The sequence below is a fragment of the Streptomyces sp. NPDC045998 genome (genome assembly GCF_056430285.1).
On sequence record NZ_JBWKLJ010000014.1, the window covers coordinates 39,404 to 60,840 of the forward strand.

General features: G+C 71.1%; 28 protein-coding genes. 4 read left to right on the forward strand and 24 right to left on the reverse strand.

The window, feature by feature from the left end; translation table 11 throughout:
- Nucleotides 1–47 precede the first annotated feature (47 nt).
- The 24 genes from AC07FJ_RS31360 to AC07FJ_RS31475 all read right to left on the reverse strand — a co-directional run bounded on the left by AC07FJ_RS31360 (nucleotide 48) and on the right by AC07FJ_RS31475 (nucleotide 19,019).
- Nucleotides 48–1,031, reverse strand: coding sequence for a hypothetical protein (locus tag AC07FJ_RS31360; RefSeq protein ID WP_479052581.1), 984 nt, complete (start codon nucleotides 1,029–1,031; stop codon nucleotides 48–50).
- Nucleotides 1,028–1,474 carry a RusA family crossover junction endodeoxyribonuclease gene (locus tag AC07FJ_RS31365; protein WP_479052582.1) on the reverse strand — a complete coding sequence of 149 codons (447 nt, stop codon included), beginning with the start codon at nucleotides 1,472–1,474 and terminating at the stop codon, nucleotides 1,028–1,030. The genes AC07FJ_RS31360 and AC07FJ_RS31365 overlap by 4 nt, the downstream gene beginning before the upstream one ends.
- Nucleotides 1,474–2,676: a DUF5131 family protein gene (locus AC07FJ_RS31370; protein ID WP_479052583.1), complete on the reverse strand. Its 1,203-nt coding sequence runs from the start codon at nucleotides 2,674–2,676 to the stop codon at nucleotides 1,474–1,476. The genes AC07FJ_RS31365 and AC07FJ_RS31370 overlap by 1 nt, the downstream gene beginning before the upstream one ends.
- Nucleotides 2,663–3,355 carry an ASCH domain-containing protein gene (locus AC07FJ_RS31375; protein WP_479052584.1) on the reverse strand — a complete coding sequence of 231 codons (693 nt, stop codon included), beginning with the start codon at nucleotides 3,353–3,355 and terminating at the stop codon, nucleotides 2,663–2,665. Before AC07FJ_RS31375 ends, AC07FJ_RS31370 begins: the two co-directional genes overlap by 14 nt.
- On the reverse strand, nucleotides 3,352–4,014 hold the full coding sequence (locus tag AC07FJ_RS31380) for a hypothetical protein (protein ID WP_479052585.1): 663 nt from the start codon (nucleotides 4,012–4,014) through the stop codon (nucleotides 3,352–3,354). Before AC07FJ_RS31380 ends, AC07FJ_RS31375 begins: the two co-directional genes overlap by 4 nt.
- Complete coding sequence (locus AC07FJ_RS31385; protein WP_479052586.1) at nucleotides 4,011–4,574, reverse strand: hypothetical protein; 564 nt, start codon at nucleotides 4,572–4,574, stop codon at nucleotides 4,011–4,013. Before AC07FJ_RS31385 ends, AC07FJ_RS31380 begins: the two co-directional genes overlap by 4 nt.
- Nucleotides 4,571–4,876, reverse strand: coding sequence for a hypothetical protein (locus AC07FJ_RS31390; RefSeq protein ID WP_479052587.1), 306 nt, complete (start codon nucleotides 4,874–4,876; stop codon nucleotides 4,571–4,573). The genes AC07FJ_RS31385 and AC07FJ_RS31390 overlap by 4 nt, the downstream gene beginning before the upstream one ends.
- A gap of 21 nt (nucleotides 4,877–4,897) precedes the next feature.
- Entirely contained in the window at nucleotides 4,898–5,131 is a 234-nt protein-coding gene (locus AC07FJ_RS31395) for a hypothetical protein (RefSeq protein ID WP_479052588.1), read from the reverse strand.
- A gap of 20 nt (nucleotides 5,132–5,151) precedes the next feature.
- Nucleotides 5,152–5,427, reverse strand: a complete 276-nt coding sequence (locus AC07FJ_RS31400) for a hypothetical protein (RefSeq protein ID WP_479052589.1) — start codon at nucleotides 5,425–5,427, stop codon at nucleotides 5,152–5,154.
- A 64-nt stretch (nucleotides 5,428–5,491) separates the two neighbouring features.
- Nucleotides 5,492–5,905 carry a DUF6197 family protein gene (locus AC07FJ_RS31405; protein ID WP_479052590.1) on the reverse strand — a complete coding sequence of 138 codons (414 nt, stop codon included), beginning with the start codon at nucleotides 5,903–5,905 and terminating at the stop codon, nucleotides 5,492–5,494.
- Between the two features lie 153 nt (nucleotides 5,906–6,058).
- Nucleotides 6,059–6,433, reverse strand: a complete 375-nt coding sequence (locus tag AC07FJ_RS31410; RefSeq protein ID WP_479052591.1) for a hypothetical protein — start codon at nucleotides 6,431–6,433, stop codon at nucleotides 6,059–6,061.
- A 185-nt stretch (nucleotides 6,434–6,618) separates the two neighbouring features.
- On the reverse strand, nucleotides 6,619–6,837 hold the full coding sequence (locus AC07FJ_RS31415) for a hypothetical protein (RefSeq protein ID WP_479052592.1): 219 nt from the start codon (nucleotides 6,835–6,837) through the stop codon (nucleotides 6,619–6,621).
- 69 nt (nucleotides 6,838–6,906) lie between these two features.
- Nucleotides 6,907–7,476 carry a hypothetical protein gene (locus tag AC07FJ_RS31420; protein ID WP_479052593.1) on the reverse strand — a complete coding sequence of 190 codons (570 nt, stop codon included), beginning with the start codon at nucleotides 7,474–7,476 and terminating at the stop codon, nucleotides 6,907–6,909.
- Between the two features lie 1,044 nt (nucleotides 7,477–8,520).
- Entirely contained in the window at nucleotides 8,521–9,402 is an 882-nt protein-coding gene (locus tag AC07FJ_RS31425) for a ParA family protein (protein WP_479052594.1), read from the reverse strand.
- 339 nt (nucleotides 9,403–9,741) lie between these two features.
- A complete protein-coding gene (locus tag AC07FJ_RS31430) occupies nucleotides 9,742–10,959 on the reverse strand; it encodes a ParB/RepB/Spo0J family partition protein (RefSeq protein ID WP_479052595.1) in 1,218 nt (405 codons plus the stop codon).
- A gap of 657 nt (nucleotides 10,960–11,616) precedes the next feature.
- Nucleotides 11,617–12,405, reverse strand: coding sequence for a DciA family protein (locus tag AC07FJ_RS31435; protein ID WP_479052596.1), 789 nt, complete (start codon nucleotides 12,403–12,405; stop codon nucleotides 11,617–11,619).
- Nucleotides 12,402–12,686 (reverse strand): hypothetical protein, encoded by a 285-nt coding sequence (locus tag AC07FJ_RS31440; protein ID WP_479052597.1) that lies wholly within the window; start codon nucleotides 12,684–12,686, stop codon nucleotides 12,402–12,404. The genes AC07FJ_RS31435 and AC07FJ_RS31440 overlap by 4 nt, the downstream gene beginning before the upstream one ends.
- A gap of 22 nt (nucleotides 12,687–12,708) precedes the next feature.
- Nucleotides 12,709–14,064 (reverse strand): hypothetical protein, encoded by a 1,356-nt coding sequence (locus tag AC07FJ_RS31445; RefSeq protein WP_479052598.1) that lies wholly within the window; start codon nucleotides 14,062–14,064, stop codon nucleotides 12,709–12,711.
- A 786-nt stretch (nucleotides 14,065–14,850) separates the two neighbouring features.
- On the reverse strand, nucleotides 14,851–15,300 hold the full coding sequence (locus AC07FJ_RS31450) for a hypothetical protein (protein WP_479052599.1): 450 nt from the start codon (nucleotides 15,298–15,300) through the stop codon (nucleotides 14,851–14,853).
- Nucleotides 15,297–15,884, reverse strand: a complete 588-nt coding sequence (locus tag AC07FJ_RS31455) for a WhiB family transcriptional regulator (protein ID WP_479052600.1) — start codon at nucleotides 15,882–15,884, stop codon at nucleotides 15,297–15,299. Before AC07FJ_RS31455 ends, AC07FJ_RS31450 begins: the two co-directional genes overlap by 4 nt.
- Before the next feature lie 11 nt (nucleotides 15,885–15,895).
- Entirely contained in the window at nucleotides 15,896–16,105 is a 210-nt protein-coding gene (locus AC07FJ_RS31460) for a hypothetical protein (RefSeq protein ID WP_479052601.1), read from the reverse strand.
- Between the two features lie 57 nt (nucleotides 16,106–16,162).
- On the reverse strand, nucleotides 16,163–17,425 hold the full coding sequence (locus tag AC07FJ_RS31465) for a DNA cytosine methyltransferase (RefSeq protein ID WP_479052602.1): 1,263 nt from the start codon (nucleotides 17,423–17,425) through the stop codon (nucleotides 16,163–16,165).
- On the reverse strand, nucleotides 17,425–18,396 hold the full coding sequence (locus AC07FJ_RS31470) for an AAA family ATPase (RefSeq protein WP_479052603.1): 972 nt from the start codon (nucleotides 18,394–18,396) through the stop codon (nucleotides 17,425–17,427). The genes AC07FJ_RS31465 and AC07FJ_RS31470 overlap by 1 nt, the downstream gene beginning before the upstream one ends.
- An 86-nt stretch (nucleotides 18,397–18,482) precedes the next feature.
- Nucleotides 18,483–19,019 carry a hypothetical protein gene (locus AC07FJ_RS31475; RefSeq protein ID WP_479052604.1) on the reverse strand — a complete coding sequence of 179 codons (537 nt, stop codon included), beginning with the start codon at nucleotides 19,017–19,019 and terminating at the stop codon, nucleotides 18,483–18,485.
- 344 nt (nucleotides 19,020–19,363) lie between these two features.
- Here AC07FJ_RS31475 and AC07FJ_RS31480 point away from each other — a divergent pair, with 344 nt between their 5' ends.
- The 4 genes from AC07FJ_RS31480 (at nucleotide 19,364) to AC07FJ_RS31495 (ending at nucleotide 21,399) form a co-directional block, all read left to right on the forward strand.
- Nucleotides 19,364–19,597 (forward strand): hypothetical protein, encoded by a 234-nt coding sequence (locus tag AC07FJ_RS31480; protein WP_479052605.1) that lies wholly within the window; start codon nucleotides 19,364–19,366, stop codon nucleotides 19,595–19,597.
- A 159-nt stretch (nucleotides 19,598–19,756) separates the two neighbouring features.
- Nucleotides 19,757–20,224 carry a DUF4326 domain-containing protein gene (locus AC07FJ_RS31485; RefSeq protein WP_479052606.1) on the forward strand — a complete coding sequence of 156 codons (468 nt, stop codon included), beginning with the start codon at nucleotides 19,757–19,759 and terminating at the stop codon, nucleotides 20,222–20,224.
- Between the two features lie 51 nt (nucleotides 20,225–20,275).
- Nucleotides 20,276–20,614, forward strand: a complete 339-nt coding sequence (locus tag AC07FJ_RS31490) for a hypothetical protein (RefSeq protein WP_479052607.1) — start codon at nucleotides 20,276–20,278, stop codon at nucleotides 20,612–20,614.
- A complete protein-coding gene (locus tag AC07FJ_RS31495) occupies nucleotides 20,611–21,399 on the forward strand; it encodes a hypothetical protein (protein ID WP_479052608.1) in 789 nt (262 codons plus the stop codon). The genes AC07FJ_RS31490 and AC07FJ_RS31495 overlap by 4 nt, the downstream gene beginning before the upstream one ends.
- Nucleotides 21,400–21,437: the final 38 nt, after the last annotated feature.

Sequence of the window (21,437 nt, forward strand, 5' to 3'; positions counted from 1 at the left end):
TCCGCATGGAGACCGCCCTGGTCAGAAGGTGTTCCGGGCACTGCCCGTCAGGCGGCAGCGCCAGCCGCGTCCTTCAGGAGTTCCCGCTGCGCGACGTACACCCGGCGCCACGGAGCCTTCCGCCCGTCCGCGCGGGCCTCGGCCTTGACGCGCTCCCACTTCCGGGACACCGCGGCAGGCGTCATCTCGAGGCGCTCGGCGACCTGTTCGACGGTCAGGTCCGTCCACTCCATGAGGTGCACCAGCACCTCCGTGCGGGAGGCCGAGTCGAGGATGACCGACTCGCCCATCAGGAAGCGCGCCGCGAGGTTCTCCCCTTGGTCCAGGAGGGACACCTGCGCGTCCGTCTGCGCGACTGCCTGCGGGTTGTCCAAGAGGTCGTCGTCCCATGCCAACGGCCCCCGAAATCCGGCGGCTTGCGCCTTCGTCCGGCACCGCTGGGCTTCCCAGGGTTCGACTCCGTGGTCCTCGGGGCGCTGGTCCCACAGTTCGTCGTACAGGCGGGCCACGTCTTTCGCCATCCCCGCGGAGATGCGTGCGTGGGCCAGCTTGTTGCGGAACGCATCAACGGACCGTCCTGCTCGGCGGGCAAGCTCGGCGCGGGTCCATCCGACCGTCGCCAACGCCTCCACCCGGCGCCTCGTGCCGGTGGCGTCGATGCTGGCGGTGTCGGGGAAGTCTTCCAGCGTGGGCCAGAAGGCCAGCACAGCCTCGCCGATCTCCCTCGTTATCTTCTCGCCCACCCCCCAGCCCCACGTACCGCTGGTGGCGTGCCGCAGTGCCTCCTGCCGCAGACCGAGCGCCTTCTCGACCCCACTGCGGGGCATCCCGAGTTCGGCCAGGACGCGCAGGTGGGCGCGAACCGGCTCGGCCGGCATGAACGGGTCCCACTGGCCGTAGGCAATCAGGCGGCGGCGCCGCGCTGCCCAGCGAGCGCGGGCAGCGCGCACGGCTGGGGACCGGCTGAAGGTCCCCGTGTTCGGGCTGCCCTCGGCCGCGGATGGGGGGCGGGTGAGGACGGCGGTGGTCATGCTGCTGCTCCCAGGGGGTCGAGAAGGGTGAGGTGGTCGGCGGCCATCTGGGTAAGGTCCGTGAGCACCAGGACGAGTTGCGGGCCGGGCTTGATGACTTCGCCCAACCGCATGTCGGGGCCGAGTACGCGGGTGGAGTCGTCGTCGGCGAGCACCCCGGCGTCGACGACGCCGTCGAGGACGGCCTTCGCGCTCGGGTACCAGTTGCCGGGATCGCGTCGACCGCGGGTGGTCGGCCGCAGGTAGCAGGTGACGTACGCGCGCTCCAGGCGAGGCACCTTGGCCTTGAGGGCGGCGGCACGGCCGGCCGTGCGCAGGGCCTTGGTAAGACGAGCCCGCTGCGGGATGGTCGGCCGGTGGTTGGAGTTCATGAGCTCCAGGCCGATGGGCAGTTCGATGCGCCAGGTGGGCACGGCCGGGTTCTCCACGAGGGTGAGCGTCATCAGGTCTCCGTCCAGCTGCGCGCCGGTCGGGGCGCGGGGTACTCGTCGTGGGTACGGCCGTCGAGCAGGCGGCCGGCGGCCTTCTTGCCGACCCTGTAGACCTGCGTCAGGCGGGCCTTGTCGTGCCCGGCGCGGACGGCGTCGCCGTAGCGAGGCCCGTCCGGGTAGGCGAGGTCGCCGGGCTGGTAGACCGTGCCGTCGATGGCCAGGCTCACGCCCAGGCCGCGGGGGCCGCGCACGATGCGGCCGTCGCGGTCGCGCGGGGCGTCCAGGCCCCATTGCCCCCACTGCTTGAACAGGAAGGGCACGCCGCTGGCTGCGCACTGGTCGCGCAGGGTGCGGAACCAGTCGGGGTGGGCCGGGCGGGCGCCCGGTCCGGACTCGCCGCCGGCAACGACCCAGTCGAGCCGGGGCCCGGTGACGAGCGGGTGCATCTCGGGCCCGGGGCCGGTCTTCTGCGAGGCCCCGAGGCCGGGGCGGCCGGTCAGCCAGTACGTCAGCCGCCTGCGCCCGCCGAGCGGATGGAGCGGCCCGGCGAGGTCGATCGGGCCGAGGAGCGGCTCGGCGCTGATCCATCGCACCGCGGCGCGGGTCTCCAGCAGAGCGGGGATGCGCATGTCCGCGGTCTTCTGGTCCTCCACCGAGACGCCGAGCCAGAGGTTCGCCAGCGGCTCGGCGAAGCTGCTCCACCACCGCGTCTGGTACTGCTCCCGCTCGTACCGGGCCAGGCCGGGTGTCGTCTCGTCGGCGACGAGGGCGGCCTCGGCCTTTTCGCACAGGGTGCGGAAGGCGGGACTGTTCAGGAGCGACCGCATCCGGCCGTGGCGCTTGGTGAGCACCTGGTAGGTGTGCCGGGGCGTCAACGCCATCACCGCGAAGACGCGGGCGATGAACTCGTCGGGCACCTGCTCGTGGAACAGGTCGCTCTGGGAGTTCACAAACACCTTGAGCGGGCTGCGCCAGCGCAGCGGGTCGGTGAGGCGCTGCTCCAGGAGGTTGACCTGGCCGGTCCAGTCCAGCCGGTCCCCGGTCGTGTGGGTGGTGCCGGCGAACGCCGCGGCCACCTTCGCGTTGGGGTTCTTGGCCCGGATGTTGGCGGTGCGGATCGCGTAGCAGCCGTCGCAGCCCGGCGACACGCGCGTGCAGCCGATGACGGGCGACCAGGTCCGGTCCGTCCACTCGATGTCGCTACGCGCGGACACTCGCGGCCTCCTTGGGCGTCGTACGGATCAGGGAGGCGACGTCCAGCTCCGCTGGAGGCCGCCACAGGCCGAGCGCACCGTTGCACGGCACCGGCTCGTCGAGGGCTCGCCAGTCGGTGAGCTCCCAGTGGAAGACCTCCCGGTCGCCCCACGGGGCGCAGCAGCCGTCCGTCTCGAAGTGGCATCCGGTCAGCCGTCCGACGGCGACAACCGCGCCGGTGACGAGGTCGTTGCGGGCGGGCAGGCCGGGCAGGGACAGCACCCGTTCATCGCGCAGGCCCTCGCGGTGCAGTTCCTTGCCCGCGTGGAGCAGCACCGTGGTGCCGATCAGCGCGGGCGGGGCCGGCCAGGTGCGATTCTCCACGGGCTTGCCATTCAGCAGGGCCCAGGCGTACGGCTGCTTGACCGTCAGCCCGCGGACCTCCCCCACCGTCCGGTCGGCGGCCTGGTGGCCGCAGGTGCCGGCGAAGCAGGGCAGCGCGCGCTCGCGCCATTCCTGTTTGGTCAGCCGCTGCAGCGTCCAGCCCTCGGCCGCTTCCCGGCGCCGGTCGGCGACCCTCGGGACGAAGCGCCTGTACGCGTCCTCGGCCAGCGGGCCGGCCTCGTCCACGTAGGAGCTGCTCTGCGCGCAGCCAGCCGGGTCGAAGCGCACCCAGTGGTCGCTGGCCGCGGCGGTCACCGAGCACCGCCTGCGGTCCGGTGGAGCTTCTGCTGGCCCTGCAGCTGCTTGATCTCGGCGTCCACGCGCGCGCCCTCGAGGGCCGCAGCCTTCTCACCGATTTCGAGCGCGGCCTCCATGGTGTGCTGATAGGCGAAGCGGGGACCGATGTCGCCGATGTAGTACCAGGTCCCGTCGCGCCAGACCCGCTTGCCCGTGGTAGCGCCGTCGGTGACGGCCCACCGGTCGTCGTACGGGCCGGGGCCGCGCTCGACGGTCAGCTCGGCGTACCCGCCGAACTGGTTCTTCACCGGGATCCGGAACTCACGTACCAGCTCCAGGCGGCCGGCCAACGTGGCGATGATGCCGAGCAGGCGCTGCACGTCGGTGCGGGCCTTGGCCATGAACTCGGCGTCGGCGAGGAGCTGCTCGTAGTCCTGCTCCGCGTCCCAGTCGGCGTGCTCACGGATGGTGTCGATCGGGTCCACATCGAGGCGGGCGATCTGCCGACGGCAGTTGTACCCGGTGCTGTTCTCCTCCAGGCCGGCGACGACTTCGACGAGGGTGCCCTGGTCGTAGACGCCCCAGTCGCCCTCAGTGGCGGCGGCCTGCCGGGCGTGGACCCCGGCGAGGTACTCCGCGTGCTCGGCGGGGAAGGTCGGGATGGGCTGGGCGCTCATACGGTGCGGTCCTCGTCTCCGGGGCACATCTCGGCCGCGCGACGTACGGCCGTCAGGTCGTCGGGGTGCTCAACGGGCTGGTGGTGGATGTGGTCGTGGCGGCAGCGGCTGCGGGCGTGCAGCCGGCCGTCGGCGAAGCGCAGGTCGGTGGAGTCGTCGACCACGGCCGTGGCGGTGCCGTCGTCGTCGCCGACCCAGTCGCCGGGCTCGACGGGGACCATCGCGTCCCCGGCGGTCGCCCACACCAGGGTGGTGTTGGTCCATCCCTCATAGGCCGCAGCTTGGGCGGTGCTCTGCTCGGACAGGTCGGGCGTGGGGGCCTCGAGGGCGTTCAGCGGCCCCTCCTTGTCGACGCGCAGGACGGTGGCGAAGTCGGCGCTGGCCGCCGCGGTCAGCAGCGCGTGGGCGAGCTGCTGCAGCGCGTACGGGTCGCCAGTGATGGTGCCGAGCGGGCCGGTGACGACGCCCTCGTACATGCCGTACGCACCGGGCCGGGTGTCGACCTCGTAGCGCTCGTCGCTGTCGGGGTCGAGGGCGGGCACGCAGATGGTGCTGCTCATGCCTCTCCCCCGCTCGTGCTGAGGGTTCCGGGGCGGCCGGCGTCCAGGACCTCGGCGGCGGCGGCCAGCTCGGCGGCGATCGCCGCTTCGCGAGCGAGCCGGGCGAGGTTGTCGGCGCTGCCCTCGAGGACGATGCCGTCGAAGCGGAGCCGGCCGACGTAGCCGCCCCACTCCAGGCGGGTGTCGGCGTCGAAGTCGGTGTCCTCGGTCAGCAGGACGTGGACCGGGCCGAGCTGGCTCGGCTTCGGCAGGAGCAGCAGCTCGGCGAGGCGCTGCAGGCGGGCGCGCATGCGCAGGTACATGTCGTGGTTCTCCTCGGGGTGTCAGGCCCGGCCGGTGCGCGTACGGAAGGGCTTCTCCAGGTCGCGGTCGAAGGTGAGCCCGTCGCGGTAGCCCTCGGCGTACTGGGGGTCCGCGTGCTCGGCGATCCAGCCGAGGCGGACGGCGGTGATGTCGGGCGTGGCGGTGGCGGCGTCGGCGCGCCCGGCCTCCAGGCCCGTGAAGTACGCGGGCGGCTCGGAGTTGGTGGACGCGGTGGTGAAGATGGGGGTGCTCATGCGTGGCTCCTGTGTCGGCTTCAGGTGCGGGCGGTGAGTTGGGCGGCCAGCGCGCGGGCCCAGGCGAGGCGGGCGTGGTGCGCGGCCGGGTCGGTGCGGAGGGTCGCGGTGGCGTCGGCGAGGTACACGGCGGCGACCGGCCGGTTCAGGGCGCCGCACTGCAGCTCCGTGTGGCGCGCGGCCTGGAGCGCGGTCTTCGTGTCGACGGGCTGGGTGTGGTCCAGCTGCGCCAGGTACAGCGACATGACGGTCCGGCAGGTGCCGGGTGCGGGGGCGGTGCGAGCGGCGGTGAGCATGGCGGGGTCTCCTGTCCGCCGGGCCCGAGTCGGCCGCCGCTCGGCCGCCGACCCGGGCGTCCGGTCAGGCGGCGAGCGTGGTGTCCTGCGTCTCGAGGCTGTCGGCGACGCGCAGCAGGCGGCCGATGACCTCGCTGGTGGAGGGCGGCTGCTGGTCCGGCCTCCTGTCGCCCTCGGCGGCCCAGACGCTGACGGTGTCGATGACGTCGTCCTCGTCGTGGACCTCGGGGTAGGCGGCCTCGAGCGTGTCGTAGACGGCGCGGATCGCGTCCATCGCCCGGCGGCAGTTCTTGATGTGCGCGATCGCGGTGTCCTCGTCCGTCCGGAAGGCGTCGGGCAGGATCAGCGCGGCGGCGTGGTAGATCGCGGCGACCACGTCGAAGGCGCCGTCGGGGCCGACGAACTGGTCGCCGGTGTGCAGGCCGTGCTTGTTGATGAGGTCGGCCGCGGCGCGCAGCACCTTGGGGGTGTGGTTCACGGGGCTCTCCAGCCGATCGTGGGCGGAACGGTGAGCGGGGTGGGTCGGCCGGGCGCGCGGGAGTGGTGCCTCCGCGCGCCCGGCCTGGGTCCGGCTCGGCCCCCGGGAGCCGGGGGGTGCTCGACCGGGCAGGGCCGAGCCGGAGTTCGGGGGCTAGTCCCAGGTGGTGTCGGGGCGGCCGTAGTTCTCGTCGTTGGCGAGCGCCCACTCGTGCGCGTGCTCGCCGCAGAGGGTGAAGCCCTCGATCTCGTGCGCGTGGTCGGCGTTGAAGATCAGGTTGCACACGTTGCACTCGGCGATCTCGGCACCGGCGGGGAGGGTGATCCCGGCGTTCTCGGCGGCCTGGCGGGCGATCTTCAGGCGCTCGGCCTGGTCGGTGAGGCCGCCGTCGGTGGTGGCCGCGCCGCCCTCGTAGCCGAGGAGTTCCATCAAGGCCCAGTGCAGGTCCTTCTGCGTGTCGCTCAGGTCGGCCAGGGGGCGCTGGGCGGGCAGCTTCGCGAGCGTGCGCTCGGGGGCTATCGCGGCCATCGAATCCTCGATCCGTAGCGGGTGGTGTTCTCTGTCGGCGCTCCAGACACTACGCGAAACCCAATACGTAAGCAAGGGGTTTTGAGGTGGTGGGCATGAAGAAGCCCCCTCCGGAACCGAAGGGGGCGAAGGAGCCAGGCAGCGAACGAGCCCGTCAGGCGGGGCAGAGGGCGTTGGCCGACGTGCTAGCCGTCGGCGTCCTGGCGTTCACCGTGCAGGACGAGCATGTCGGAGAGGGAGACCAGGTGCTGTCGACCCCGCACCCAGATCTTCACGCCGGCAGTCTGCGCCTCACGCCGCAGCGTGGAATGCGAGATGGGATGGCCGGTCGGCTGGAAGAACTTGGCTGCAGTGAAAAAGTCGACGAGGTCGTCGGGCGGCGTGTTTGCTGGCTGGGAGGACATGGCATCACCCATCTTCAGGTCCGCGGTGTGCCCCGAGTTGGCGCACCGCGCAGGCATCGGTGGTGGGTGCTAGTTGGCGATTCGCTGAAGGCGCCGGCCGGCGCGCTCGGCGGCGAGCTGGGCCAGGGTCCACATCCGCGGCCGGCCTCGTTCGGCGCAGTACCGGTTGACGCACATGGCGGCCTTGTGGGTGGTCACCCAGATCAACCCCCACGTGCGGCAAGCCGGGCACGGCTCGCGGCGGATCACGTCGGTGTCACCCATCAGCAGCGCAGAGGAGGCCGCGTGTCTCCACTCCATCGCCGCCAGGTACGCCTGCCAGTCCATCCCGAGGTGTTCGGCCTGCACCCGGGCCCGCTCGTAGGCGGCGGCGCGGCCGGGCTGCTCGGGCTCGGCCACAGGAACGGGTGCACTGCGAGCAGCGGCGATGAAGTTCGCGATCTCACCGTCGCAGTTGGCGAGGTGGTCCAGCACAGTGGTGTTGGCAGGCGCGGCACTGTGAACCCGGGTGGCCGACCGCCCAAGACGCGGCCCCGCAGTCGATCCTGCTTGCTTCCAGTCCGGGCTGTCGAGTTCGTCGAGAAGGTCCGCCGGCTCCTGCACGCCCGTGTTTGCCTGCGCCGCCGATGACCTGATCATGTTTCCCCACCCCCATGGAGCGCCCCGACCCCGGGGCGTGCAGAGGGACGCGCGGCAGGGCAGGGCTACGCTGATCTCAGAGCGATCTAAGCGTCCATCATGTCATGGGCACATGCGTTCGGACAGGAATTACCGGTACCGGTACCGGTCCTGGCCTGCACTGTTACGGAATCCAGACCTCAGACCGCTGCATACCTCACTCGGTCCCTGGCACGAAGTCGGGGGCCCTCACGGCCTCGACCGCCATTCCGGACAGGTATGACGCCTGCGTCTCTGTCAGTACCCCGGCGGCTCGGGCCCCGTCAATCAGGAGGCCGAAGCCCGCCGACGCGATACGGTGCGCGTCTGCTGTCGGGCCGTCGGTGAGCGTACGCCCCATCTGCCGGTACATCTTTTCCCACCAGGCTGCCACCTGCTGGTCGGTGAGGCTGCCGTTCCCGTCTGCGGCCGAAGTCGGCCGTAGGGGAATCACGGTGGCCTCCGTGGAGACGGAGCGTATGGGGCGCTCTCCCCCGGGTTCGTCTCTCGCGGCCAGGCTGGGGCCCATCATCCACCTTCTTCCGGCTGGCAACTTGGGTTCACACGGTCGGCCGCCGGTGGCCTCCGTGCCGAGCCAGGGTGTCAAAGATCCTTCTGGATGTGCCAGAGGAACCGGTCAACTTGATGACAAAGTGATGTCGAACCTCGGGAACTCTCACACTTCCGGCACATGTGGGGGCGCCCCCCGCACGTGAGCTGCCGCGTCCGATGTTGCCGACAAAGAACACGCACCGCACCGTGCGAAGGGGCGCCAGAGACCCACCAGGGAGGTGCGCACACCCCCCGGTGACACCGCGAGTGTAGCGCGCGTTGGTTCCAACCAACACTGATCTCAAGGGTTGATCGATCAAGAGCCGTCCGCCCCGCGGCCAGCGGGCTACCACCCGGGCCGTGATTGCCGGGCAATCAACTACGGGCTTCGGCCGAGAAAACGGGCCGACTGTGATTGCCCGGCAATCAGCCGCCGGTCGCTGCCCAGGACGGCTTCGTGTGATTCCAGGGCAATCAGCGCTTGCGTCGCGAGAAGCCGAGAGCCTTGGTGACCTTGTAGTAGTCCTCGGTGGCTTCGCCGGCTCGGTCGAAGAACCGCAGGGCCTTCTGGGCGGCGTACGCCTCTGGGATCCGAGGCGAGCGGCGCACCATCGGCAGCATCTGCTCCCTGTAGGCGCTCGCCACCGACTTCTTGGAGTCGTCGTACACCGCTCCCTGCCCGCGGTGGGTCGGCGCGTCGACGACCAAGACCTTGCCCAGGAACGCCTTCACGCCGGGGAAGGCGCCCTGGATTTCCTCGATCTTCAGCTCGATGCGGGTGAGGGCGCGGAGTTCCTTCCATCCGGGCTTCACCGCCCCGATGACCTCGTCGGAGGCGCAGATGGCGTTGACGACCAGGAGGCCGAGGTTGCCGGGGCAGTCGAGCAGGATCAGGTCGAACTGGTCGCGGACGCGCTCGAGGAGGCCGCGGAGCCAGAACTCGCGCCCGGTCTTGGGGCCGAGGATCTGCTCGGCGTCCTCCAGGTTCGCAGACTCAAGGGCCACGTACAGATTCTCGATCGGCTTGGTCTTCTTCTCGCCGTACTTGCCGGCAAGCGCCGGGACGATCGTGTCCTCGAACTCAGCGACCCCGAGTAGCACGTCGTACAGGGTGGCCTGGCCGGGCATCAGGTCCGGCTCGTACCCGCAGAGCACGGAGGCGTCGCACTGCGCGTCCAGGCCGACGATCAGCGTCTTCCATCCGTACTCGGCCGCGCAGGCACCGATGTTGACGACCGAGGTGGTCTTCCCAGCCCCGCCGGACTGATTGACGACGGCGTACACGCGGGCCGGTTCGTGGCCTGCGCGCTCTGCAAGGGCATGGCTGTGCGGCACGGTGTCAGGGTTGACGGTCATGGTGGGTCTCTCCACGGGGATGTGATTGCCGGGCAATCACGCGCCTGGGTCGTCCGACGGGGTACGGGGCACCCTCGTCGGCGCGCGGGCGCGTGAGCGGCAGGGAGGCTCCCGGCCGTGACCGCTGCGAGAGTTCGCCTACAGGTCGGCGAGGCGGTGAAGGAGCACGACGTGATTGCACCGCAATCACGCTGGTGCGCGAGGCCGGCCTGGGGGAGTGGAGCGGCGGGCACGGTGGGCACATGGGATGCTGCGCGCACCGTACCGCGCGGGTGGGGTGAAAAACCAGCCGCCCCACCGTGCTTTCACACGGTGGGGCGTAGGCGATTCCGGCGGGGGCTATACGAGGTGCTCGCGCAGGTACTCGCGCTCCTCGTCGGTGAGGGTTTCGATCAGCGTGAGGACGAGTTGGTCGAGGTCCTCGCTGCCGCGGATCTCGATCACGCGCGGGGTGGTCGTCGCCACGGTGCCCGGCTGCTCCTCGCCCTGATGCTCGTTCTCGTTCGACCTTGCGTTCGCCGAGGAGTTACTGCCCTCGCCCGTCGATCCGGTCTGGGCCGCCGGCTGCTGCTCCGCTTCGCCGGTGTCGCCTGTGCCGGTCCCGGCGTTGGCGTCGCTACCAGACGACGCGTCGTTGTCCGCGTCACTGGAGCTGGGCCCGCTGTTGTCCTCGTTGCCCGGGCCGTCGGTGCCCGTGGCCTTCTCCCCCCGCGGTGTCGGGACCGCGGGCTTCTGCTCACCGGCACCATCTCCGCTACTGCGGGTGGGCCCTTCGGAAGACGTTTCCGGCTCGCTCTCGGCGTTGGAACGGTCGGGCATCGTCTGCTGGCTGTGCGGCAGCTGCGCCAGCTCCTCCGCCTCCTCAACGGTGAGCCGGCCCTCGAGGAACGCGGTCTGGAGGTCTTCGCGGAGTTTGCACACGACCGCGGCATCCTCGGCCGCGAGGCGGCCCTCGGCGAAAGCCTGCTGGAGTTCCTCTCGCAGGGGGGCGTAGATCGTCGCCGCGGGCTTGACGGGAAGCAGCAGCCCGTCGGTCTCCGGCTCGACGCCCTGCTTCTTCAGCCAGTGCCGTACGACGGCTTCCCGTAGTGGCGGGATCAGCCGCAGGAGCGCGACGCGGTGCGCGATGTACGTCTGGGAGGCGCCGACGCGGGCCGCGAGGGACCGCTGGGTGAAGGGCTTGCCGTTCTCGTCGCGGTCGTTGTCGAGCGCGTCGCGGAACTCGTCGCCTTCCTCGATCGGGTTCAGGCCCATCCGCTGGAGGTTCTCCTGGATCGCGGCGATCCGGAGGCTGGTGATCTCGTGGCGGACAAGGATCGGCACGTCCTTGAGCCCGGCCTTCGCGGCTGCCGCGAGTCGGCGGTGACCGTGGTGTACGACGTACCGGACGCCCTTGGCGACCGCTTCTTGAACCTTGGCGGCGTGCTGCGGGTACTTGGCGATGAACACGTCGGGCGGGATCACGGTCATCGCCGTGTTCATCCCGTCCGACTTCAGCGTGTTCGCCAACTCGTCGACCTTGTGAAGTTTGCCCCGCTTGTTCTCAGGGCTGGGCATCAACTCTTCGAGTCGAGCCGTCGGCGGGCCGCCCTGCGGGATGAGTGTCTGGCCTCGCAGGCGGGCACGGGCAGCCGCGCGCTCGGCCTCGAGGTCTCGGTTCCCGAGACCTGGAGTAGCGGACATGGGCGTCTCCGGTAGGTGGTGCAAATGGTGGGTCTCGGCCGCTGAGCCTATCGGGCTGCAGGGGCAGCAGAGACGGGTGGCACTGATTGCGGGCAATCAGAGTGCTGGGGGCGTACGCAGCAGCCGGCCGCAGGGGTGCGGCGGGGGGAGAAGGACGAGGAGCCGACGGTGTGATTGCGGGGCAATCAAAGGTCCGCGCCGGGTTCGTCGGTGATCAGTATGCCGCGAGTCCGGGCAGCCGTAGTGCACGACAGGCCACGCACGTCGGAGTCGGCAGGGGAGTACTCGTGATTGCGTGGCAATCACCCGGCGACCGGTTCGCGCAGTTCTTCTGTCTCTTCCTCGTTATATGCATCTGCGTGGTCTGACGGGGTCAAGTCCGGCACCTCGAGGTAAGCCGGTTCGAGGAAGACCTGCTGCGGTATCGGCGGACGTGGGTACACGATCCGGGCCGGCGGTGATTGCCGGGCAATCACCGATGCACGACGAGGCCGCGGGGAGGGCGGGTTCTGCATGGGCTGCTCCTGTCTCTCAGGCCGCGCCGGTCGTACGGCGCGGGGTCGTGAGGGTGGCTGTGCGGCCGGCCGCGCGCTCCTGCCGAGCGCGCCGCAGGGCACGTGCATGAGTGTCGGCCTCCCGGGCCGCCTTCTCCGCGAGATCCTGCATCAGGTACCGGGCTTCGGCGTGGTCCTCGGGGTCGGCCTGGATCCGGAGGGGGGTGAGCCGTTCGTACGGCTTGGCGGCGGCGTCCCGGTCAGCCTTCGTCGCACGCAGGCGGTCCCGCACCTCGGTGTACGCGGCCGGCGGCGCGGCGCCCGGCGGACGGGTCCGGGTCGGCGCGGCCGGAGAAGCCGCGGCCACCGGCTCCGGATCGGACGCGCCGCGGTGCACGCCCTTGCGGATCTTGATGGCGGTCAGGGTGCCGGACTGCAGGGCACGGTTGACGTCCGCAACGATCTGCCGGGTCACGAGCGAGAGCATCCGCGCCCAGGAGTCCGACTCGCACACCACCGTCAGCGTCTTCGTGGCCTCGTCGAACTTCACCGCCTTCCAGTGGGCGGCGCGTTCCTCACCCACGATCTCCGGCCAGCGGTTGATCAGGCTGCCGCCGTTCGCGGCCTCCTGCCAGCCGTTGTCGACGAGCCACTGCTGCATGACGCCACTCAACGGCAGGGGATCCCGGCCGTCGCTGCGGCTGCGGCGAACCGTCCGCTTCGGCTTGGCCACCTTCGTGCCGTTCCGCCGGGCGGCCTCCTTGGCCTGGCGCAGCGCAATCCGGGCCAGGTCCGCCCCGCTGGCGGCGGAGACTTCGGTGGTCACGGCACCTCCGAGTCTGATTGCGGGGCAATCACGTCGGTCGGCAGCGACGCCGAGGCGGCCCCTGATTGCCGGGCAATCACGCTGCCCGGTCCGCCGGCGGCGCGGGCTGTAGGGCAGGGCCACGTCTCGCCGCGGCACGCTCGGCACAGCACGCGACCGTCGGTCTCGGAACGCGCGGGGGCGTGCAAGTCCACGGCCGCGCGCAGGCGGCCCAGTTCGGCGAGGAGGTCGTCCAGCTGCGGATCCGTTATCGAGCTGGCCGTGAGCTGCTGGTGGGACATACGGCACTCTCCTTACGGCGCCTCAGTGCAGGCGGATTCGGGGGTTGTTGGAGTTGGCGTCGAGCTTCATGCACCGGTCGACCAGCTCTCGGCCGTAGAGGGCGTACGCCACGCTCGGGCCGGCCAGTTCGTAGGTCGCAAGGACCAGGCCCGGGTCGCCGGCGTACTTGTAGGCGGCCCACGCCTCGGCCCGCATCTGCGTGCGGGTCTCCTGGTCCAGGTCCTCGAGGCCGTTGCAGGCGGGCAGTTCCTCCGCGCCGGTCTGCAGCCGGGTCTCCTCCACGGCCGCGGCGAACTCCGCGTTCGGCGGCGAGGCGTTGGCCCAGTCGTGCTGCAGCTGGGCGTCAGCCTGCCGCTCGGCCTGCTCCCGGCGCAGCTGGCTGGCGATGTACGCGTGGGGGCGGGAAGGCCGCCAGTCCAGGCCGATCGCGACCGAGGGTGAGATCTCCCGCAGCCAGGCGTCCACCTGCTCCGCAGTGCAGCCCTCGGCGAGCTTGTCGACCAGCACCCACGACAGCTCGCTGATCTTGGCTCGCTGGGTCCAGTTGTGCAGCGGGCGCAGTCGGCGGGCGAGCCGGTCGGCGGCCTGGAACAGCGCGGCGGTCACCTTGTGCCCCAGGGTGGTCTTCTTCGGCGGCGTGCTCTTGGAGGCCCGCGCGCCGCGCGTAGCTTTTTCTTTCCCACCCACTTCAGCTACAGGTCCACTGGGGTAACCACCACGAGAAGGGGGCGCAAGGCGCTTCCCGGCCGCCTTCTGAGCGGCGTTATCCACAGCCTGCTTCCGACCGGCCTCGGTGAAGCCGATGACCCTCGCGTTGTAGCCGGTGCCGTTGAGGCGGTGGCCTTTCGCGGCGTCGAAGACCGGCGGGATCACTGCTCCGTAGACGGTGGCGGTGGCGGTGTACTTCCGGCCCGGCAGGCGCAGGTTGCGCTTGGAGCCGTGCTGCAGCCAGACCAGCGCGCCGAGTTCGCGCAGGTACGCCACGTGCCGCTTGACCGTCGCCTCGGAGACCTTCAGGCGGGACGCGGTGCCGACGAGGTCGTACAGCACGATGCCGCGCCGGTAGTCCATGCGCGACGCGAGGTCCATGGCGACCCGCGCGGTGGTGCGGTTGGCCTTCGGGTGGAGCTGCGCCTCGAAGATGAGCCAGTCCAGGGCAACGAGCCAGTCGCGGGGCTCGCAGCGGCGGGAGGCGGTGTGCAGGACCTCCTGGGCGTTGCCGCGGACCAGCTCGAAGCAGGCCGTCGGGACGACGCCGGCGGACGGCGCGGAGGAGGTGAGTTTGGGCGCGGACGTATCGCCCGCAGGGGTGGTGAACGGCTCGACACCCCCCGTCTGGGCAGGGTCAAGCTGACAAAGGGCAGCACTGTGCTGCATGATGGGCTCGTCGTCCTCTCCGGAAGGCGGCAAAACGAGACCCCTGCGGGGGGCTCGATTGCCTTACGAACACGAAGCGGGCCGGTGGGAACTGCCTCGCGAAGTGCTCGGAAGGTGGGTGAAAGAGCGGTACTCCGCCCCTGGTACGGGCGGTGAAGTCCCGAGCGGCCGAGTAGCGACCGGACCAATCGGGCCCTAGTGGGAAGTCAGGCGGGCAACCTGATGAACCACCGTTGGAAGTGGCCGCGGAGCTGTCCCGGCTCGGGTTGACGGGCAATCAACCTGGCGGGGAGAAGCAGCGGCCGGCGGAGGGTCTCGTGATTGCGGGGCAATCACCTCCGCGGCAGACCTACGTCATGCCAGCCCCCCTCCGGGGGAGGACCTGGCCATCCCTCTTGCGCTGCGAAACGGCGCCGAAGCAGGCGCGGCGGGCGCGGAGGGGCAGAAGAACAGACCGAGACAGACCAAGGCCCGCCCGCGGGCGCAGCGTGTGTGCGCTGCCCGGGTGGGTCTCCTTGTGCCGTGCACTGGGTGCACGGGTACCATGGCTCATGCCTCGGCCGTCCCAATCACGGTCTCGGCGCTTTACGGCCCTCGTTACCCCGGCTGCTACTCCGGGGGTGGCGGGGGCCATTAGCGTTTTCGGACTTGTGCGGCCACCGGAATCGTGATCCCCAAATATGGCCAGGGCTGAGCCTACCTCTGCGGTGCCCTGCATTGCGACCACCTTCACCCCGACGTGTCGGTACGACTTTTCGGCGCCGTTCATTCGGGTGTCCTCCCTGGTCAGGCCGCGTCTGCGGCGGGGTTGTCGGCGGGGGCGGCGACCGCGGCCCGGCGGCGTGCACGGGCCTGGGTGCCAGCGCTCCGGCAGCGGTCGCAGGTGCAGTTGCGCTTCGTGTAGCTGGACTCCGTGCCGTGCTGGTCGACTTGGCGCTGCGGCCCGGCGGCGCGCCGGGCCTTCTTCCCCTCTGCCTGAGCCCGCGTCAGCGCGTCGGCGAACAGCGGGTCGTTGCGGCGCAGGCTGTACACGGGGGTCCGGGACAGCCCGGCCGCGGCGGCGGCCTCGGCAACCGTGGCGCCGCCGCGTATGTCGGCGAGCAGCTGCTCGATCCGCTCCGGGCTGGTCAAGGCCGGCGGACGCCCCCGGCCGCGCCGCACCGGGGCGGCGTCCGGCCGCGGGCTGGGCACGTCGTCGTCGCACACAGCACGGAGGGGGAGGAGGGCCGTCGTCATGCCGCGACCCCCAGCTCCAGGGCGGCCGGCCGGTCCTGCGAGATCCGTGCGGCGGCGACCTCCAGGAGCTCGGGCACGGTCAGCTCGTCCGAGTGGAAGCCGAGCTGCTCGCACATCTGGGCGTAGACCCAGCGCACGTTGGGGAACGGCATGTTCATCGTGTCGGCCGCGGCACGCAGGTCCGGCTGGTCGGCCAGGGCCTGCAGCAGCGACGCCTGCGCCGGCGACGGCTCCCAGTCCTTCACCGGCTCGGGCCGGCGCTCGCCCTGGCGGGCGATGCGGGCGCGCCGCTTCTTCTGGGCGCGCCGCTCGGCACGCCGCTCGTCGGCGGTCATGCCTCCCCACACGCCGTCCGCCTCCCACCAGCCGTTGCCTCCGAGGGCGTAGGCCCGGCAGGCCAGCAGGAGCGGGCATCCGGTGCAGATCTTCTTTGCCTCCCTCTCGTTCTCGGAGCCGGGCGTGAAGAAGAGGTCGGGGTCGACGAGGGGCTCGCCGAGTTCGTTGGTGGCCGCGCAGGATCGCAGGGGCCAGTGCGGGTGGGCTTCGAGTTCGGCGAGTGCGGCGTTCTGGTCCTGGTGGAGCATGTGGATCCTCACTACTCGCGGGCCTGCGCCCGGTTGATCACGTCGGTGGCCTCGGCGACGACCAGTGCCGCGGCCAGTTCGGCTCGGGTCCGGCGGTGCACTGCACGCTCGAGGACCAGGTCCAGCCGCTCGCCAGCCAGGGCTTGGTCGACCCGGCGGCGGTGCCACCACAAGGCGGCAGCACCGGCCAGTGCCGCAGCGGAGATCCAGCGGATGCGCATGGGGGTTCACCTCCGTCCACGGCGCGGTCGGGGCCAGGGCGACCCGGCGGGCGGCGGTCATGCCGCCAGCCCGAAGGGGTCGAGGTCCTGGCCGGTGATGAATTCGAAGGCCATCGCCCCCAGGTCGCGGGCGGTGTTCGGGGTGACGGCCATGCCGACCATCGAGATCAGCTGCTGGTCGCGGTCCTTGCGCTTCTCGGCGGTGGCGACCAGCTCGTACTTCTCGGGGAAGGCCATGGCGACCTTCCGCTCGTTGATCGTCAGCAGCCGGGCGTGCCGGTCGCGGACGTCCTCGGCGGTTCCGTTGACCCACAAGTGGTGGTTGCCGCCTGCGGTCAGCGTCGACAGCGGCCGGCTCGTGGGCCGGTGCGTCGAGCCGCCGCCGCGCAGCTCGGCGATGAACGGGGCACCGCCGTAGACGCGGTGCCCGTCCTGGATCTTCCGCCAGGTCCGGGCTCGGCGCGGGTCCAGGAAGCGGTCGCCGATGACCGGGCCGGGATCCGTGTCGTCGAGGATCTCGGCGACCGGCCGCAGCGCGTACGGCTCCAGTGACACGGTCGCGCACGCCCGGTGCGGGCAGCGCCAGGTGTACTGGGAGCGGTACCTGCCCCATGGCCGGTGGGGCGAGCAGGTGTCGGTGTACTTCCACGCCTGCAGCGCCTGCACCCGGCCATGCCGCTCGCACAGAACCAGCGGGCGCAGCCACTTGTCGAAGTCGGGGGTGCGGCCGACCGACTCGTGCCAGAGCACCACGTACAGGCGGTCCCGGCTGGTGTGCGCGGCCGGCCCGTACGCGGCGGCGTGTGCGGAGTTCGCGTACACCAGGCGGTGGTGGTAGCCCCAGACCCGCAGCTGTGCGAGCCACGCGTCGAACGCGGCGCCGCGGTTGTGCTTGGGACCCCACCAGCGCGCTTCGACCACGTTCTCCACCACGATGAACAGGTACTGGTGGTACTCGGCGAAGCGTGGGACGCAGTGCATCGTCGCCCTCGAGCGGATCGCCGTCTCGTCGGTGCCGTTCGTGGAGAACAGCCCGTCGACGAACTCGCCCTGCAGGCGCGGCGCGCCCTGCGCCACGGTGTGGTGCGTGCACTCCGGGCTCGACCACAACGCATGGGTCCGCGGCCAGGCCGACGGCACCACCTGGGACAGGTCGGCCAGGTGCACGCGTACGGTGGGGTGGTTGGCCCGGTAGGTCGCCACGCAGTGGGCCGCGTGGTTGCCGGCCTGGACGACGGCGGTGCCGGGAACCCGCTCCAGGCCCTCGCACGCCCCGCCGCCCCCGGCGAACTGGTCGCTCCACGTCACGGCGAACGCCATCAGGCCGCGCCTTGCTGTATGGCCTTGGCCTCGCGCTGCTGGCGGTCGTACGCCTTGGCCAGGCGGAAGGAGACGATGTCGCCCAGGGTGGTCGGGTTGCCGGCGTGGTCGATGGCGGCCATCTTCGACGCGCGGCACGTCTGGATTTCACGGGCCAGCTCGGACAGCGACTCGTACGTCGCCTCCCCGTCGTAGGCCCGGTGCAGGAAGTCCACGCGGGGCGCCCGGTCGACGCCCTTCTCGGACCAGGCCCTCAGCTGCTTGCCGACCTCGACGGGGTCGGTGAACAGCTCGTTGCTCATCCCCGGCGTGGCCGACTTCGTGACCAGCAGCTCGTGGGTGGGCAGGAGCGTGCCGGTGAAGTCGACCTCGTACTCGATTCCGTCGCGTGCCTCCGCGCGGCCGACCGTACGGACCGGGATGGTCCGGCCGTCGGTGTCGGTCCCCAGGACAACTTCCAGGCGGTTCCGCAGGGTGGCGACGACGTGCCCGGGGAAGGCCAGCACGGCGTCGAGACTCTGGCGCTCCAGGGGCCTCATCTCGTGCCAGATGGCATCCTTGTTGGCCGCGGCACCGCCGCGCTGGCCGGCGGCCTTCTTCCCGACCTGGTCGCGGATGCCCTCCGGGCCGGACCAGAAAGCTGACCAGCAGTCGAGGACGACGACGTCGTAGTTGGCAGCGGCGTACAGGGCCAGGCACAGCTCGCGCGGGTGGAAGGTGTCCAACTCGATGGCGTCGAAGGTGACCTGGTCGGCGTACTGCTTCGACTTGCCGCGCTCGGTGTCGATGACGGCGATCGACTCACCCAGTGCGGAGGCCATCCGCAGGGCGGTGAGGGTCCGGCCCGATCCGGGCGGCCCGTCCAGCAGAGCTCGTACGGGGCGGGCTTCCTTCTCGGCGGGGGAAAACTGAAAAGGGGTGTGCGGAACCAGGCCGCCCGCGCCTGCGGGGGCCTCGGCGGCGGTCGCCATGAGGTGGGTCTCCTATGTGGTTGTCCTCTTCGCGGAGGGCCGGGCCGGTGTCGGCTTCCAGCCCGCAGGGCGCCTCCGCGCGGTGCCTACTCCTGGTCCAGCTCGCCGGCCAGGTAGTCGTCGCGCAGGTACTGGGTGATCACCCGGGACGGGTTGACGAGGAACTTCAGGCGCTCCTTGTCGGCCTTGCAGCGGGCCTCGATGGGCTTCCAGTCCTCGTCGCTCATGCGCAGGCTGACGCTCGGCAGGGACTTGGGTGCCTTCTCGCCCGGCGCCCGGCGCGGAGCCCGCACCGGCTTCACCGGCTCGATGCCGCCCTTGACGTACTTGGCGAACCCTTCGCGCAGCACGTCGGCGAGGTTGCGGTGTTCGCTCCGCGCCTTCTTCTCGGCGGCGTCCTTGATGGCCGTCGGGATGTACAGCGGCCGGGGCGGCAGGTCGCCTGCTTCGTCGCGCAGCGCCCACACCGCTCGTCCCGCGGCATTTGCGAGCGCGCCGAATGCCGCGGCGTTGCCCTCGAGCACCCCGAAGCTGGTCGTCAGCTTGGCGACGCCGTCCTCGGCGGTCAGGGCGTACGACGTTTCGTCGGACAGACGGAAGACGGGGGGCTGCTCTTCAGCCACGGCGGTGAATCCTCTCGACGGCGGACCGCGCCGGACCCTGGCCGGCGCAGCGGTGTTCGACATGTGTGTCCTCACTTTCGCAGAACCGTGCCGGGTGGCCCGTTGGTGCGTGCTGCACCAACCGTCCCGGCGGCCCCACGATAACTAAAACCCTATACGTAAGCAACGGGTTTCGGCTATGGTGTGGCCGTCCGGCACACCGCGACTGCGAAGGAGGACAGGGCCGCTCCGCCCGCATCCACCATGCCCACCATGCCACTCAGCGAGTTCTTCGCGAACCTCATCGCCGAACCGTCCTGCCTCGAGCGGACCGCCCGGCACAGCATCACCGTGGAGCGGGCCGCGTGAGTCAGGCCGAGCAGGTGCGGGAACCGACGAAGGCGGGCGCTCCGCGCAGGAAGCGGCACCGCTGGCGGTCGATCAACGACTACCGCAAGAAGTGCCAGGACTGCGAGCTGCTCGCCGACAGGCGCCCGCACCCCTATGCCCGGCACTGGTGGACCGAGTGGACGCTCGGCGAGAGGTCCTGGAACACCCTGCAGGGCGACAAGACGCCGGCCTGCCCGCCCGCAGCATGACGAAGGGCCACAGCCCCAAGGCGGGGCGTGGCCCGGAAGTTCATGCCGCGTACGCGCGGCCATCGTAACGGATCTTGATTTCACGGCACAGCCCCAAATTCCCGCAGGCCGTGATTGCGCCGCAATCACCCCCCTCACTCACTTGAAACGGAGGACCCGTTGAGCAGCTCCGCCCCGCCCGTGCGAAGGGTCCGCAAGCGCACCGAGGGCTGGCGCAAGGGCGACGGCATCATCGTCGACCGCACCACCCGGGACTTCGGCAACCCCTTCACGCTCGACTGGGCATACGACTTGAAGCTGGCCGAGCCCGGCGACCGCGCCGCGGCGCACGAGGCCGTGGTCGGCCTGTACCGCAAGTGGCTGGCCGGCGACCGGACCTACCTCGCTGACGACGAACACGACCTGCAGCGCGACCGCGTCCTCGACCGCCTGGCGGAGCTGCGTGGCAAGGACCTCATCTGTCCGTGCCGTGAGGGCCTGCGCTGCCACGCCGAGGTCCTCATGCAGTGGGCGAACGCTGCTCCGGCCGTTACCGCGCGCTACGTCGGCCTGGCCCGGCACCGCGTCGACCGCTCCCGTGCCCGGCGCGGTGAGACCCCCCTCCAGCACCTGCGGGACGCCGCGTGACCGCCCGGCCGACCATGCCCACGATGCCCGAGGCGCAGGCCGCCTGGATCCGTGACCACGTCCTCGCCCCCAAGGAGATCCCGTCGGCCGACGCCGAGTGCCCCTGCCAGGGCCGTCTCCAACGCCTGCCGGTACGGCGAGCACGGTGACTGCGGCCACGACCAGTGGGTCGCCTGGTGGGGCACCGAGCCGGAGACCATCATCGGCCGCGGCTTCGGCCCCTTCCCCTGCCGCGGCTCCTTCGGCCTCGACCGCGGCCAGGCCACGGTCTACCTCGCCGACCGCGCCTGCCGCACCCGCTGCAACTGCCACTGCCACCAGCCCGCTCCCGAGCCCAGCTCCGCTCCAACCCACACCGAACAACTCGACCTGTTCCCGGAGGAGTCATGAGCACACGACCGGTCATCCACTACCTGGCCACCCGCCCCGACGGCACCGTCCCGCCCACCAGCGGACACCTCGCCCGGTACTACAGCGCCCAGGGCGAGACCATCCCGACCGTCAACATCGCCGCCCACGTAGGCCAGGTCGTCGACCACCCCAGTCCCGGCCGGAAGTGGTACACCGACAAACCGTTCAGCTACTTCCACATGTACAAGCGGCCCGGCGAGATCCTGGAGCGCATCGAGGAGGGCTGGCCGGTGCGGCTGTTCATCGTCGAGCCGCGCGGCGAGACCGGCAACTGGGGGGCCGACTTCGCCCCGCACTGGCTGATGTCCCACCAGTTGCGCGTCGTCGAGGAAACCGACGGGTGGCGAGCGTTCGGCCACCGCGGGGAAAGGGTCCTGGGCGTCATCGACCAGCTGCCCGACCTCGCCCGGCAGTGGGCCGGGGAGTGGGCCGCTGACCCGGACGGCTCCCGGCACCGGTTCGCCACCTGGAGCGAGCGCGTCCAGGGAACCCGCGCGCTGAGCGAGTGGGCGTACTGGCGCGCCCGCTACTCCCGCCGGGAGGCCGCCCTGAAGACGGCCGACGCGCTTGCCCGGGCCGCCGCCGAGAAGGCCGCGACGAACGCCGGCGCCGGCAGCGACGCCGTTGCCGCGATCCGGACGCGCGCCGCCTGCCTGGTCGCCGGCGAGCTGCTCTTCGACCGCCTCCGCGGTGACAACTACGAGATGTCGGTCCGCGGCCTGCTGCTCGGCGCCGGCCTCGGCCGCCAGGCCGTCGCGGCCTGACGCCCTCGCCCCCCGACCGGCCCCACCCCTGGCCGCCG